This window comes from Lysobacter sp. MMG2, from assembly GCF_016735495.2.
GTDB lineage: Bacteria > Pseudomonadota > Gammaproteobacteria > Xanthomonadales > Xanthomonadaceae > Lysobacter_J.
The window spans coordinates 131,199-145,634 of sequence record NZ_JAERQY020000003.1 but is presented as its reverse complement, the minus strand read 5'-3'; the positions used below and the strand labels follow the sequence as shown (position 1 = coordinate 145,634).

The following is a 14,436-nucleotide window of genomic DNA, read 5'->3' as shown; positions in this document are numbered from 1 at the left end:
GAGCGTCCGATGAGCGCCACGCGCCGGCTCGCGCTCGCGCTGCTGTGGCTGGCGGTGCTCGCGCTGCTGGGCGCGCTGATCGCGCCGCGCGTGCAGTTGAGCGGCGACCTGCGCAAGTTCATGCCCGCGCCGCAGACGCCCGCGCAGAAGCTGCTGATCGACGAACTGGGCGAAGGCCCGGGCTCGCGGCTGCTGCTGGTCGCCCTGTCCGGTGACGCGCCACAGACGCTCGCGGCGCAGTCGCAGGCCATGCGCGAACGCCTGCTTGCCCCCCCGCGCGGCGCGGCGACGACGCCGTTCAAGCTGGTCGCCAACGGCGCCGACGTCGGGCTCGATGCGATCCCGGCGCACCTGCGTCCGTACCGCTACCTGCTGTCTTCCACGCTGGACATGCAGCGTCTGGATGCCGCGTTCCTGCGCGCTGAACTCGATGCGCGCCTGCAGGATCTTGGCTCGCCCGCCGCGGCGATGATCGAGCCCTTGCTGCCGTCCGATCCGACGCTGGAAACGCTGAAGCTCGTCGAGGCCTGGCAACCGGCGAATGCGCCGCAGCGCCTGCACGGCGTGTGGTTCGACCGCGCCGGCCGCGAAGCACTGCTCGCCATCGAAACGCATGCCGCCGGCTTCGATACCGAAGGCCAGCAGGCGGCGGTGGACGCCATCCACGCCGCGTTCGACGCGGTGCGCGGCGATACGAAGACGCGGCTGACGTTGACGGGGCCGGGCGCATTCTCGGTCGAGATCGGCGGGCGCACAGCGCGCGAAGCCAGCCTGATCGGCACCATCGATTCGCTCGTATTCGTGCTGCTGCTGTGGATCGCGTACCGCAGCTGGAAGGCGCCGTTGCTCGGCGGCCTGCCGCTGGCGAGCGCGGGGCTGGCGGGACTGGGTGCGGTGGCGCTCGCCTTCGACGGCGTGCACGGCATCACCGTCGCGTTCGGCTTCACGCTGATCGGCGTGGTGCAGGACTATCCGATCCACCTCTTCAGCCACCAGCGCGCGGGCATGTCGCCGTGGGCGAGTGCGCGCGCCTTGTGGCCGACGCTCGGCACGGGCGTGGCGTCGACGTGCATCGCTTACGCGACCTTCCTGGTGTCCGGCGTGGACGGGTTGCAGCAACTGGCGGTGTTCACCGTGGTCGGGCTGGCAACCGCTGCGCTGGCGACGCGCTTCCTTCTGCCGGCGCTGATCGATCCCGCGCCACGCGATGCGGCCGATTCGGCCTGGCTGGCGCGCTGCTGGACGGCGCTCGCGCGCTGGCCGCGCATGGGCGGCGCCGTGGGCTGCGCGGTGGCGGCGATCGCCGTGGCGGTGATCGTCTTCACGCCCGGCGCGTTCTGGCAGAACGATCTGGCGCGACTCACGCCGGTGCCGGCGGAGGCTCTCGCGCGCGATTCGCAATTGCGCGGTGAGCTCGGTGCACCCGATGTCCGTTACGTGATCGCGCTGCAGGCGCCCGACGCCGAACACGCGCTGCAAGCTTCCGAAGATCTGCTGCGTTCGCTGGACGTGTTGCGCGTGCAAGGCGGCATCGCCGGCTTCGATCTCGCCGCGCGGTACCTGCCCAGCGCGGCGACGCAACGCGCGCGCCAGGCGAAGCTGCCGTCCGACGATGCGCTGCGCGCTGCGCTGAGCGAGGCGATGGCCGGCGGCGCGTTCAACGAGGATGCCTTCGCCGATTTCATCCGTGATGTCGCCGCCGCGCGCGATGCGCGGCCGCTGACGCCCGCCGACGTGTCCGGCACGCCGCTGGCCGCCAGCGTCGAAGGCCTGCTGCTGCAACGCGAAGGGCACGCCACCGCGCTCGTCGCGCTGTCGGGCCTGCGCGATCCCGGCGCCGTGGCGCGCATCGCGCAGACCCACGGCGCGCAGCTGCTCGACCTGAAGCAGGCGTCCGAATCCCTGGTCGCGGAGTACCGCGAGCGCGTGCTATGGGCGCTCGCGCTGGCGGCGGTGCTGTTGGCCGGCGCGGTGTGGTTCGCGCTGCGCTCGCCGCGCCGCGTGCTGCGCGTGCTCGCGCCGATGGCGCTGACGACGCTGCTCATCCTCGCCGTGCTGCGTGGCATCGGCGTGGAGCTCAACCTCTTCCATCTGGTGTCGTTGATCCTCGCCGCGGGCCTGGGCCTGGACTACGCGCTGTTCTTCGATCACGCCGGCGACGATCGCGCCGAGCAGCTGCGCACGCTGCACGCGGTGATCGTGTGCAGCCTCACCACCTTGCTGGTGTTCGCGCTGCTGGCGACGTCGAGCATTCCGGTGCTGCGCGCGATCGGCGGCACCGTGGCGCTGGGCGTGGCCTTCAACTTCGTGCTGGCGCTGCTGATCGTGCGCGCGCCGGTGAGGCAAGTGGCGTGACGCAACGCCTGGGCCGCGACGAGATCCTCACGTTGGTGCCGCATCAGGGCGCGATGTGCCTGTGGGATGAAGTCGTCGCCTGGGATGCGCAATCGATCCGTCTGCGCGCGCACAACCACCGCGATGCCGCGCATCCGCTGCGCCATCGCGATCGGCTGCATGCCGTGCACCTGTGCGAATACGGCGCGCAGGCGATGGCCGTGCACGGCGGCCTGCTCGCACGCGCGGCCGGCGAGGGCGTGAAGCCGGGCATGCTCGTCGCATTGCGCGACGTGAGGCTGCACGTGGCGCGTTTCGACGACCTGCCCGGTGCGCTGGACGTGGAAGCGCACTGCCTGATGGCCGATGCCGGCGGCAGCCAGTACCGTTTCCTCGTCACGCACCAGGGCGCGCCGTTGGCCGAAGGTCGCGCTGCCGTGCTGCATTCGCTTCCTTCCGGAGATGGCGCATGAGTGCGCAGAAGAAACACGACGGTCCGCGTCGCGCGCTGGTCACCGGCGGCAGCGGCGACATCGGCAGCGCCATCTGCCGGCGCCTGGCGGCCGACGGCTGCGAGGTGATCGTGCATGCCAATCGCAATGTCGAACGCGCGCACGCGGTGGTCGCGCAGATCCTCGCGGCCGGTGGCCGGGCGGAGGCGGTCGCGTTCGATGTGGCCGATGCGGAGGCTTCGCAGGCGGCCATGGCATCGCTGCTGGCGCACGGCCCGGTGCAGGTCGTCGTCAACAACGCCGGTGTGCACGACGACGGTCCGATGGCCGGCATGAGCGAGACGAAGTGGAAGCGCGTGATCGACGTGTCGCTGCACGGCTTCTTCCATGTCACCCAGCCGCTGCTGCTGCCGATGGCGCGCACGCGCTGGGGCCGGGTGGTGAGCGTGTCGTCGGTGGCCGCGGTGCTGGGCAATCGGGGGCAGGCGAACTACGCCGCCGCCAAGGCCGCGCTGCACGGCGCCACCAAGTCGCTGGCGCGCGAGATGGGCAGCCGCGGCATCACCTGCAATGTCGTGGCGCCGGGCGTGGTGGAAGGGCGCATGGCGGAGGCGGCGTTCCCGGCCGACGCCATCAAGCAGCTCGTGCCCGCCGGGCGCGCGGGGCGGCCGGAGGAAGTGGCGGCGCTGATCGGTTTTCTCTGCTCGGACGCGGCCGGATACATCAACGGCCAGGTGATCGGCATCGACGGCGGCATGAGCTGAACGGAAAGCGACATTTTTCGCTTTCAGCCCACCTGCGCTGGCGTAGGATCGCGGCAACCCAACACGGAGGCGCCGCCATGCGCCGCATTGCATCGACCCTCGCCGTCCTCGCCCTGGCCGCGCTGGCCGGCTGCTCGTCCACCTCGCAACTGGTCACCGGCACGCCGCGCGCGCCGATCGACCCGTCGCAGGTGCGCGTCTATTTCACGCCGCCGCCGGGCGGTTACGAGGAGATCGCCCAGTTGGAGACCGCCAGCGGCAACTTCACCTACGGCGAGCAGAACAAGATGGACGCGGTCATCAACAACCTGCGTGTGGAAGCGGCCAAGCTCGGCGCCAACGGCGTGCTGTTCATGGGCGCCCAGAACACCGGCGGCGGCAGCAGCGTGGGCGTGGGCGCGGGCGGTGGCAGCTGGAGTGGCGGAGGCGGCAGCTTCAGCTCCGGCGGCATCGGCGTGAACATCTCGCCGACCAAGAAGTTCGGTCAGGGCGTGGCGATCTACGTGCCCAATCCGCCGCCGGCCTCGCAAGCGCCGGTGGCGCCGCAGCAGGCGCCGTCGCCGGTGAAGTGAGGGGGCTCTTCCGAGCTCACCGCGACGCGGCTTCGCGACCCCTCCCCAACCCTCCCCTGCACGCAGGGGAGGGGCAGGAAGCGGGAGGAGCGAAAAGCAGTCAGGGCGAGCGCGTCGGTAACGCGTCTTCGAGCGGCTGGCTTGCGAACTCGCCGGACGGATCGTCGATCAACACCGGATTGGCGCGGATGCGCCGGAACATCTCGGCAATGCCGCCGCGCCGCAGCACGCCGAACACGACGTGGCTGGTGATGCGCGTGAAATCGCGCAGTGGCTTGAAGTGGCTCGGGCGGAACTGCTCGTCGCTGTGCACGCACTTGTAGCGCGATTCGATCGGTACCGAGACGCAGCGCGTGCCCAGCTGCTGCGCCGCCGAAATCAGCACCTGCGCCTCGAACACGAAATCCTCGCCCGGCACGTCGGTCATCGCCGCGACGGCGGCCGGGTACAGACGCTGCCCGCTCTGGCTGTCGGCGAGCTGGTAGCCGGTGCCCCAGGCGATGCCCCAGTCGGCGAACTCGTTGGCCAGGCGGCGGTAGATCGGCTGCTGCGAACGCCGCCGCAGGCGCGCGCCGATCACGATGTGGCCCGGATGACGGTTCGCCGCCGCGAGCATCCGCGGAATGTCGGCGGGCCGGTGCTGGCCGTCGCCGTCCATGCTGATGATCGCGCGCGCGCCCATCTCCAGCGCGCGGGCGAAGCCGTCGCGCAGGCTTGCGCCCTTGCCCATGCGCGCCTCGTGGCGCAGCACGGTGACGGGCAGGTCGGCGATGCGCTGCGCGGTGCCGTCGTCGGAACCGTCGTCCACCACGATCACGTGCGGGCATTCGGCCAGCGCGCCTTCGACCACGTCGCGGATGCGCAGCGCCTCGTTCAATGCGGGAATCACGACGACCAGATCGTCGCGGCTCAGGTGCGGGCGGGAATTGCGGTCGATCATGGGGTCACCTCCACGAACAGATCGTGCGCGATGCCGGCCGGCAGGTACGCCGAACCCTCGCCACGCACGAGCACGTCGAACAGCGGCAGCATCGGCGCCATCGCATTGCCAGCGGAAAAACGCGCCAGCGGGCCGATCGCGGGCGCCGGCCGCGAGCTCGCCACCAGGCGTGCGCGCAGCAACGGGCCCGCGCCGTCGCGCGAAAGCACGAGGGCGCCGCCGAGCAGGCCCTCGCTCGGCGCCACGCGCGCCAGCGGGCCGATGGCCTGGCCGTCGTAGGCCACCAGCAGCGCCGCCTCGGCGCCGCCGGCCAGTTGCGTCACCGCTTCGATCAGCCCCTGCGCGAAGCTGGCCGCATGCGCGCTGATCGCGCTGGCCGGCTGCATCGCGCCGGTGCCGATGGTCCAGTAGCCGGCCGCGGCGTTATGCACGGAATTGTGGAAGCGCGTCGGCGACAGCGCGCGCGGATCCTGCGACAGCGTCGCGCACATGTAGTCGGTGATCGCCAGTTCGCCATGCGTGGAGGCGAACACCGACGGCATCGACGCCGGATCGCGCCCCGCGGCCTCGCACGCGGCCATGGCCACTTCCAGGGCGATGGCGACCGTTTCCGGCGCGCGGCGGCGTTCGTTCGGCGGCAGCAGCTGCGGCGACGGACGCGAAGGCGCGTCCGCCGGCTGCGTGCCGTCGAGCGCATAGGCGCGCGCTGCCGCCCAAGAGGGCAGGCCGCGCGTCCAGAACCCGATTCCTTCGATCCGCGCCTGCAACATCCGCGATTCCGCCATGCTCATGCGCGACCGAATACCAGCGAGCAGTTGTTGCCGCCGAAGCCGAACGAGTTGTTCATCGCGTAGCGGATGTCGGCGCGTTGCGGCGCGAATCGGATCTGCGGGCCGCAGGCGGGGTCGGGCGCGGCGCTGTTGAGCGTGCCGGGCAGTTCGCCGCGTTCCAGTGCGATCAGCGCGATCACCGATTCGACGATGCCGGCCGCACCCAGCGTATGGCCGGTCCAGCCCTTGGTCGAACTGGCGTGCAGGCTTGCGGGGAACAGCGACGCCACGGCCGCCGCTTCGATCGAATCGTTGGCGGGCGTGGCGGTGCCGTGCAGGTTGAGGTAGCCGACATCGCCGGCGTCGATGCCCGCGCGCAGCAGCGCATCGCGCATCGCCAGGCGTGCGCCCAGGCCTTCCGGGTGCGGCGAGGACATGTGGTGCGCGTCGCTGGATTCGCCGTAACCGCGCAGCTGCAAGCCGGTGTCGCCCTCACGCGCGCGTTCGAGCAGCGCGAAACCACCGGCTTCGCCGAGCGACAGACCGGTGCGCGTGACATCGAATGGACGGCACGGTTCGTCGGCCACCAGCTGCAGCGAGTTGAAGCCGAACAACACGCTTCCGCACAGCGTGTCCACGCCGCCGACCAGCGCCGCATCCGCCAGGCCGCCGGCGATGAGCCGCGCGGCTTGCGCGAACACCTTCGCGCTGGACGAACAGGCGGTGGCGACGGTCATGCACGGGCCACGCAGGCCGGTGGCGTGCTGGACGAACTCGCCGAGCGAATGCGGCGTGTGGACGTGCGGGCGCGCGAGATGCTCGGGAAATTCGCCCGCATCCAACGATGCGTACGCTTCTTCGGTGCTGCCGATGCTCGACGTGGACGTGCCCATGATGACGGCGATGCGATCGGCGCCGACGCGCGCGATGGCGTCGTCGATCGCCTCGCGCATGCCGTCCTGCTGCAATGCCAGCCAGGCCAGGCGGTTGTTGCGCGAATCCCATTCCTCGAGCGCGGCCGGCAACGCCAGCGTCTCCAGGCCGTCGACACGGCCGATCCAGCAGGCCAGCGGGTCGATGCCGAAATCATTCCTGCGCAGGCCGCTGCGGCTTTCGCGCAGGGCCGAGGCGAGCGCCTGCCGGCCGGCGCCGACGGCGCTGGTTGCGGTACAGGCACGGATTGCCAGGGGCGCCATCGGTTGCGCGGTGGACGGATGCAGCGTGGATGGCACGAAGGGTTCCCGGTCGGCGTTCGCGAAAGTATAGCCAGCGGGGTGCGCGCGGCCCGTCCGCGGCGTGCGGGCGGCCGTTGTGTTCAGGCGCGACGGGGGAAGGTCGGCATTGAGTGAATGGGGCGGTGCAGCGGCGCCGGGGTGTTCCCTTCTCCCGCTTGCGGGAGAAGGTGCCCGCAGGGCGGATGAGGGCGCTCTTACCTTGAGGCAGCGTTGGGGCCCTCACCCCAACCCCTCTCCCGCACGCGGGAGAGGGGTTCAAGGCGCATCAGCGCTTCAGGACGTGCTTACTTCTTCTTCGCCAGGGCCTTCTGCGCCGGCACGAACTGCTCGCGCACGGCCTTGGCCAGCAGGTCCGGCGGCAGCAGGCCCTGGTCGAGCAGGAAGTTGTTGAAGGCGAGGCGGTCGAACTTGTCGCCCAACGCGATCTCCGTCTCCATGCGCAGCTCCAGGATGCGGCTGTAGCCGTAGAAGTAGCTGCCCGCCTGGCCCGGCGCATTGAAGGTGTAGCGGTCCAGTTCCTGCTTGGTCATCGCCTCCGACAGACCGACCTTGTCGCGCAGGATGCGGCCGGCTTCCTCGCGGCCGATCAGGCCCAGGTTGAGCATCGGATCGAGCATCGCGCGCGCGGCGCGCATCAGGCGGAACTGCAGCGCGATCAGCTGGCCGTCGAGCGGCTCGTAGGGAACCATCTCGGCCTCGGCGTACAGCGCCCAGCCTTCGACGTTGACCGAGTTGAACGCGAACATCGTGCGTGCCAGCGAGATGCCGCGCTCGACCATCGCGGTGAACTGCAGCTCGTGGCCCGGACGGCCTTCATGCGCTGACAGCGTCCAGCGCACCGCGTCGAAGTTGAAGTCGTCGTACTCCAGCGCCTTGCCGTCGGCGGTGGGCACCGACACCGGCAGCACGAACTGGCCCTGCTGGCCGGTGTTGCCGATCAGCGGCGCCGGCAGGAAATGCGGCGCGGGCTGCGCGGCCGATTCGGCCTCGCTGCCCAGGCGCATCACCATCGGACGCTGCGGCACATCGACGATGCGCTCCTTGCGGATGATCGGATCGATCTCGTCGATGACCGTGCGGTAGCGCGCCTCGAGCTGGTCGTTGGGCATGTTGCGCTGCTTGAGCGCGCGGATCACCGCCACGTAGTCGTGCGGATCGGCGACCTTCAGGTCGTTCGCCTTCGCCACCAGCGGGGCGAGCTGCTGCATCGCCGCGCGCGTTTCCATGAACTCCACCTGGGCGCGGCGGATCAGCAGCTTCGGGTCGATGTCGATGCCGTACTGCTTGAGGCTGTTGGCGTACAGCTCCGGCGGCAGCTTGGTGTCGGTGCGCGCGGTCGGCAGCACGTTGGCGCGGGCCCAGCTGCCGTAATCCTTCAGCTGCGTTTCCATCGCGGCCAGCGCTTGCTGCGCGCCTTCGATCTTGTACTTGTCGAACAGCTTGCGGATGCCGGCGATGTAGGTGTCGACGTTGCCCAGCGACTGCTCGACTTCCAGCCTGGTGGGATGCGTGAGCTTCGTGTCGGAGGCGCGCTCGGTGTAGCGGGCCTTCGCCAGCTCGGTGATCGGCGTGGTTTCGGTGCCCTGGCCGACGTAGTTCTTCAGTCGTTCCAGCGCCTTGGCGCGACGCTCCGGCGGCGTCTGGTCGGACAGCAGGCCCTGCAGGCCGCTGAAGACGATCTGCGGCACGTCGTTCCACGGCAGCATCAGGCGTTCGTTGAGCTCGCTGCTCTCGATGCTGTCGTCGGCGGCGCGGATCATGATTTCCAGATCCTGGCGCACGTTCGGATCGCGCTCGGTGGCGAGCTTGGCCTTGAGTTCGTCGCGCGCCTTCGCGGTCTGCGCGCGGAAACGCTTGGAGACATCGGGCTTGAGGTCGGCGACGCGTTCGTCGTAACCGGGCACGCCGAAGAACGACATCTGCTCCGGCGCGAATTCCGCCTGCGACTTGAGCAGGACCTGGGCGTATTCGTTGCTCTGGGTCACCCAGGCCGGCGAAGGCTTGGGTGCGGCGGCAGACTTGGCGGCGGGCTGCGCCGTCTGGGCCAGCACGGGGGCGCCGACGGCGAGGGTGAGGGACAGGGCGATCGCGAGGGTCAGCGGCTTGATCATGGCTTCGCAGGAGGATGGGTCCTCCGGCGAGCATGAGGGGTCAGGTCTGACGAGGCCATCCCTCTAACGTCATGCGCGGTTGCTTATCTGCAGCTTGTTGCTCCTCCCCCTGCGTGCAGGGGGAGGTTGGGAGGGGGTTGTGAGGCGCGTCAGCGCCGAACTCGCCGCGTTGCGGCTTCGCGACCCCTCCCCAACCCTCTCCTGCAAGCAGGGGAGAGAGCAACAGCGGAGGCGTCGCCAACCCTCAGGGCTTCAGACACCGCGCGAAGAAATTCTCCGTCAGGCGCAGGCGTTGCAGGTTGTCGTCGCCCTTGAAGCCGTGCTTCGCGCCCGGGAAGGTCTTCAGTTCGAAGGCCTGGCCGCGTGCGTTCATGGCCTCGGCCAGCGCGGTGGTGTGCGTGAGCAGCACGTTGTCGTCGGCCATGCCGTGGATCACCAGCAGCGGCGACTTCAGTCCGTCCACATGCGCGAGCACGCGCGCTTCGCGGTAACCGTCGGTGTTGGCCGACGGCAGGCCCATGTAGCGCTCGGTGTAGTGCGTGTCGTACAGGCCCCAGTCGGTGACCGGCGCGCCGGCGACGCCGCACGCGTACTGGTCGGAGGCCTTGGCCAGCAGCATCAGCGTCATGTAGCCGCCGTTGGACCAGCCGTACACGCCGATGTGCGAATCCTCGACCCACGGCTGCGACTTCAGCCACTCCACGCCCTTGAGCTGGTCGGCCACTTCCACGGTGCCCTGCTTGCCGTACAGCGCGCCGCCGAAGTCCGCGCCACGGCGCGGCGTGCCGCGGTTGTCGAGCGAGAACACCGCATAGCCGTGCTGCGCGAGGTACTGGTTGAAGTCGGGCGCCCACGCGCGCTTGACCGTCTGCGACGCCGGACCGCCGTAGACCATCACAACCACGGGATAGCGCTTCTTCGGATCGAAGCCCGCCGGCTTGAGCAGGCTGTAGTGCAGCGTCGTCCTGCCGTCGGCGGCCTTGAGCGTGCCGAACTCGATCGGCTGCTGCGCGCCGGCGTACTTCGCGTAGGGATGCTGGGGATCCTTGAGGTCGTTCTTCAGCAGCGCGGCGATGCGCGTGCCGTCGTTGCGGAACAGCTCCAACTGCGGCGGCGTGGTCGGGTTGGACCAGTTGTCGACGTACACGCTGGCATTGCCGGCGAAGCTGGCGCTGTGCGTGCCGTCGGCCTTCGACAGGCGCTGGATCGCGCCGCCCGCCAGCGGCACGCGGTAGACCTGCGAATCCAGCGGCGAATCCTTGCCCGCGGCGAAGTAGACGAAGCCGGCGGTTTCATCCACCGCGAGCACGCCGTCCACCGGCCAGTCGCCGGAGGTCAGCGCGGTGGCCTTGGCGCCGTCTTCGGACAGCACGTAGAGGTGTTCGTAACCGCTGCGCTCGCTGCCCCACAGGATGCGACCGTCCTGGAGGAAGCGCAGGTTGTCGTGCAGCGGCACCCAGGTGGTGCTGGTTTCGGTGGCGAGCACGCGCTGGCGGCCGCTTTGCAGGTTGGCTTCGACCAGCTCGAGCTTGTGCTGGTCGCGCGACTGACGCTGGAAGGTCAGGCGCTGCGGATCGCGCCAGTCCACGCGGGCGAGGTAGATGTCCGGGTTGGCGCCCAGGTCCACCCACATCGGCGCGGCACCGGCATTGGGCGCGATCACGCCGAGCTTGATCAGCACGTTGTGGTCGCCGGCCGCGGGGTAGCGCTGTTCGATCACGTCGGTGCGGTCGCGGTAGACCTCCTGGCGCTTGCGCACGGGCACCGGCGTTTCATCGATGCGGGCGAAGGCGAGGGCCGAATCGTCGGGCGCCCACCAGTAGCCGGTGTGGCGGCCCATTTCCTCGTCGGCGACGAACTCCGCCACGCCGTTGCCGATCACGTCGCTGCCGTCGTGGGTGAGCTGCGTCGCCGTGCCCGTGGCCAGGTCGATCACCCACAGGTTGCGCTCGCGCACGAAGCTGACGAAGCCGCCGCGTGGCGAGATCTTGGGATCGGTGGCGAAGCCCTCGCCGTGGGTGAGCTTGCGCACGCCGGCCTTGCCCGGCTTGGCCAGGTCGTACAGGTAGAGCTCGCCGCCCAGCGGGAACAGCAGCGACTTGCCGTCCGGCGCCCATTGGTAGTCGACGATGCCGCTCAACCCGGCGATGCGCTGGCGCTCGCGGCGGGCCTTCTCTTCGTCGCTGAGCACTTCATCGCCCGGCAGGATGTCGTCGGCGTCCACCAGCTTCACGGTATTGCCGCTGGCGATGTCGTAGGCCCACAGGTCCAGCCGGTTCTTGTTGGTGTCCTTGCCGCGCAGGAAGCTCACGCGCGTGCCGTCCGGGGCCACCTTGGCCTTCATCAGGCTCGGGCCGGACAGCGGCGCATCGCCGGCGAGGGCTTCGAGGGTGAGCTTTTGCGGCGCGGGCGCGGACTGCGCGTGGGCCAGGGGCGACAGCGACGGGGTCATCGACATGGCGAGCAGGCAGGAGGCGGCGACGCCGCGGACGGTCAGGTTCTTCATGCGGGGTTGGACGGGGTTCCGAAGAGGATCTTGTGCATTTCCGGGGTCATTTCGCGCTTGGCACCGTACTTCTCGGCCAGTGCGTAGGCGCGCTTCACCGCCGGGCGTGCGGCGATGGCTTGGTGCCAGCGGCGCAGGTTGGCGAACGGCGTCAGATCCAGCGGCGCCTTGGTGTAGGGATTGATCCAGGGGTGGATCGCCATGTCGGCGATCGACAGCCTCCCGGCGGCGACGAACTCGCGCCCTTCCAGGCGGCGGTCGAGCACGCCCAGCAGGCGCAGCACTTCGCGCTGGTAGCGCTCCTTGGCGTAGGGCAGATCTTCCGGCGCGTACACGTGGAAGTGGCCGTACTGGCCGGTCATCGGGCCCAGGCCGCCCATCTGCCAGTGCAGCCACTGGCTGACCTCGGTGCGGCCGCGCAGGTCGGCGGGCACGAACTTGCCCGTCTTGTTGGCCAGGTAGGCCAGGATCGCGCCGGACTCGAACACGCTGATCGCCGGGCCGCCGTCGCCCGGCTCGCGGTCGACGATGGCGGGCATCTTGTTGTTGGGGGAAATCGTCAGGTAATCGGGCTTGAACTGGTCGCCGGCGCCGATGTCGACGGGGTGGATCGTGTACGGCAGGCCCGCTTCCTCCAGGAAGATCGTGATCTTGTGGCCGTTGGGCGTGGGCCAGTAGTGCAGGTCGATCATGGTGTCGGGCTCCGGTGGGCGGCGGCGGCGGGGTCGCCCAGTGTAAGGGCGACCGCGCCCGGCGCCCGGAACGCCGAGCGCCAAGCCTGGAACGCCGAGCTCCGAACCCGGAGCGCCGAGCTGCGAGCCTGGAACGCCGAGCTCCGAACCCGGAGCGCCGAGCTTCGAGCCCGGAACGCCGAGCTCCGAACCCGGAGCACCGAGCTTCGAGCCCGGAACGCCGAGCTCCGAACCCGGAGCGCCGAGCTTCGAGCCCGGAACGCCGAGCTCCAAACCCGGAGCGCCGAGCTCCAAGCCCGGAGCTCCGGGCCCCGAACCTCGATCGCCCACTGACCCGCCCGGGCATGGCGACCGTCATCCGGGGCCGCTACCCTAGCCGGCCCCGATTTGAGCCGAGACGCCCCGCATGGCCGAGCGCCCGACTTCGCTGAACCCGCTGCCCGCCCTCATCTTCTCTTCGCGCTGGCTGCAGCTGCCGCTGTACCTGGGCCTGATCGCCGCGCAAGGCGTGTACGTGGTGCTGTTCGTCAAGGAGCTTTGGCACCTGATGTTGCACGCCACGGAATGGACCGAGCAGCAGATCATGCTGATGGTGCTCGGCCTGATCGACGTGGTGATGATCTCCAACCTGCTGGTGATGGTGATCGTCGGCGGCTACGAGACCTTCGTCTCGCGCCTGCGCCTGGAAGGTCATCCCGACCAGCCCGAGTGGCTGAGCCACGTCAACGCCAGCGTGCTGAAGGTGAAGCTGGCGATGGCGATCATCGGCATCTCCTCGATCCACCTGCTCAAGACCTTCATCGCCATCGGCAACCTCGGCGCCGCGGACAGCACCTACACCGCCGACGGCGTGATGTGGCAGACGATCATCCACTGCGTGTTCATCCTGTCGGCGATAGGCATCGCCTACACCGACAAGCTGATGGCCGCCGCCTCGCACAAGCCGCACAAGGACGCCCACCCGGCCGCGCGCTAACCTTCAAGCCCCTCTCCCGCCGGGAGAGGGGTTGGGGTGAGGGCCAATGGAGCCGGAGCGGTGAACGGTGGCTGCCGTACGGCGCTGCGGTGTTGTTTCCTCAAGGCGATGCGGCCCGTCCGCTGCCGCGCGAGGTGATTGCGTGGCGCAAGACCGCCGACGGGCCTTTGTCGCCAAACACCAGACGCTCGCCGCGCGTGTCGATGCCGAGCGCGCGATACGCCGCCTCCAGTGACGGAAACGCGCGCGAATCGACATAGCGCGCGTACAGCGGCGCGAACACCTGCGCGCCCGCGAGCCGGTCCAGTTCCTCCACGAACGCGCGCGGCGCGACCTCGCCGGTGCCGTTGAGGCAGCGCGCCGAATAGCGCGAGAGCACCTCGTCCAGGCTGCGGCCGTGGTCGCGGCGCAGGGCGATGTCGGCTTCCAGCCAGAACGCCGCGCCGGCCCAGTACACGCGCATCGTGCCCTTGTGATCGCGGCTGAGTTCGATCAGCGGGCGGCCGCTGGATTCGCGCCGGCCGCGCTCGAAACCCGCATCCAGCAACTGCCACGCCTGCTCCGGCGACAGCAGCCCGGCGCGGGCGCGCAGCACGTTCTGGTAATAGCTCGCCAGACCTTCCGACAGCCAGCGGCCGTCGCGGCCCATATAGGGATGGAACAGGTGCGAGAGCTCGTGGATCGCGGTCCAGTCCGCGCGCAGCTCCGGAAGGGTCGCGTCGCCGCGCACGTACAGCAGCACCGCGGTATCGCCGCGACGCAGGGTCTGGCCCCAGGGCACCGGGCTTTCGTCTTCACGGTCGACCTGTTCGATCCGCACCCGCGCGCTGCGCAGCGGATAGCGGCCGTAGGCGGTGAGCTGCGCCTGCGCGACCTCCGCCAGCCATGCCTGCAACTGCGCGCGACGGTCGGCATCGGCCACGCCGACCACCTCCACGCGCAGCTCGCTGTCGCCGGCGCGCAGCACGCGCATCGCATCGGGCGTCGTCTCGTCCTGTGCGGGCGTCGCCGTCGCCGTGGCCACCAGCAGCAGGCCCAGCACGATGCGCAGCGGCGTCACGATCGAACGCATCCGAAGTCCTCC

At 69.9% G+C, this 14,436-nt stretch carries 12 protein-coding genes; 5 read left to right on the top strand and 7 right to left on the bottom strand.

Annotated features, from left to right (window positions below):
- The first annotated feature begins 9 nt into the window (after positions 1 to 9).
- The 4 genes from JI752_RS12605 to JI752_RS12590 all read left to right on the top strand — a co-directional run bounded on the left by JI752_RS12605 (position 10) and on the right by JI752_RS12590 (position 4,122).
- Positions 10 to 2,355 carry an MMPL family transporter gene (locus JI752_RS12605; RefSeq protein ID WP_254200742.1) on the top strand — a complete coding sequence of 782 codons (2,346 nt, stop codon included), beginning with the start codon at positions 10 to 12 and terminating at the stop codon, positions 2,353 to 2,355.
- Positions 2,356 to 2,408: 53 nt separating this feature from the next.
- Positions 2,409 to 2,807 (top strand): phosphotransferase, encoded by a 399-nt coding sequence (locus JI752_RS12600; RefSeq protein WP_216965334.1) that lies wholly within the window; start codon positions 2,409 to 2,411, stop codon positions 2,805 to 2,807.
- Positions 2,804 to 3,550 (top strand): 3-oxoacyl-ACP reductase FabG, encoded by a 747-nt coding sequence (gene fabG, locus JI752_RS12595; RefSeq protein ID WP_216964585.1) that lies wholly within the window; start codon positions 2,804 to 2,806, stop codon positions 3,548 to 3,550. Before JI752_RS12600 ends, fabG begins: the two co-directional genes overlap by 4 nt.
- Positions 3,551 to 3,627: 77 nt before the next feature.
- Entirely contained in the window at positions 3,628 to 4,122 is a 495-nt protein-coding gene (locus JI752_RS12590) for a DUF4156 domain-containing protein (protein WP_216964583.1), read from the top strand.
- Positions 4,123 to 4,222: 100 nt separating this feature from the next.
- Here JI752_RS12590 and JI752_RS12585 read toward each other — a convergent pair whose 3' ends face one another.
- The 6 genes from JI752_RS12585 to JI752_RS12560 all read right to left on the bottom strand — a co-directional run bounded on the left by JI752_RS12585 (position 4,223) and on the right by JI752_RS12560 (position 12,376).
- Entirely contained in the window at positions 4,223 to 5,062 is an 840-nt protein-coding gene (locus JI752_RS12585; protein WP_216964582.1) for a glycosyltransferase family 2 protein, read from the bottom strand.
- Complete coding sequence (locus tag JI752_RS12580; RefSeq protein WP_216964579.1) at positions 5,059 to 5,832, bottom strand: beta-ketoacyl synthase chain length factor; 774 nt, start codon at positions 5,830 to 5,832, stop codon at positions 5,059 to 5,061. The genes JI752_RS12585 and JI752_RS12580 overlap by 4 nt, the downstream gene beginning before the upstream one ends.
- Before the next feature lie 17 nt (positions 5,833 to 5,849).
- Positions 5,850 to 7,028: a beta-ketoacyl-[acyl-carrier-protein] synthase family protein gene (locus tag JI752_RS12575; RefSeq protein WP_216965332.1), complete on the bottom strand. Its 1,179-nt coding sequence runs from the start codon at positions 7,026 to 7,028 to the stop codon at positions 5,850 to 5,852.
- A 323-nt stretch (positions 7,029 to 7,351) separates the two neighbouring features.
- Positions 7,352 to 9,175: a DUF885 domain-containing protein gene (locus JI752_RS12570; protein ID WP_216965330.1), complete on the bottom strand. Its 1,824-nt coding sequence runs from the start codon at positions 9,173 to 9,175 to the stop codon at positions 7,352 to 7,354.
- 247 nt (positions 9,176 to 9,422) lie between these two features.
- The gene (locus JI752_RS12565; RefSeq protein WP_216965328.1) at positions 9,423 to 11,636 is read right to left on the bottom strand and encodes a S9 family peptidase; all 2,214 of its coding nucleotides are present in this window, start codon (positions 11,634 to 11,636) and stop codon (positions 9,423 to 9,425) included.
- Positions 11,637 to 11,680: 44 nt separating this feature from the next.
- The gene (locus tag JI752_RS12560) at positions 11,681 to 12,376 is read right to left on the bottom strand and encodes a glutathione S-transferase N-terminal domain-containing protein (RefSeq protein WP_216964577.1); all 696 of its coding nucleotides are present in this window, start codon (positions 12,374 to 12,376) and stop codon (positions 11,681 to 11,683) included.
- Positions 12,377 to 12,782: 406 nt separating this feature from the next.
- Between JI752_RS12560 and JI752_RS12555 the strand changes: the two genes are divergently transcribed.
- The gene (locus JI752_RS12555; protein WP_216964576.1) at positions 12,783 to 13,352 is read left to right on the top strand and encodes a TIGR00645 family protein; all 570 of its coding nucleotides are present in this window, start codon (positions 12,783 to 12,785) and stop codon (positions 13,350 to 13,352) included.
- Positions 13,353 to 13,452: 100 nt separating this feature from the next.
- Here the strand turns inward: JI752_RS12555 and JI752_RS12550 are convergent, their stop codons facing one another.
- Positions 13,453 to 14,424 carry a hypothetical protein gene (locus tag JI752_RS12550; RefSeq protein WP_216964574.1) on the bottom strand — a complete coding sequence of 324 codons (972 nt, stop codon included), beginning with the start codon at positions 14,422 to 14,424 and terminating at the stop codon, positions 13,453 to 13,455.
- Positions 14,425 to 14,436 lie beyond the last annotated feature (12 nt).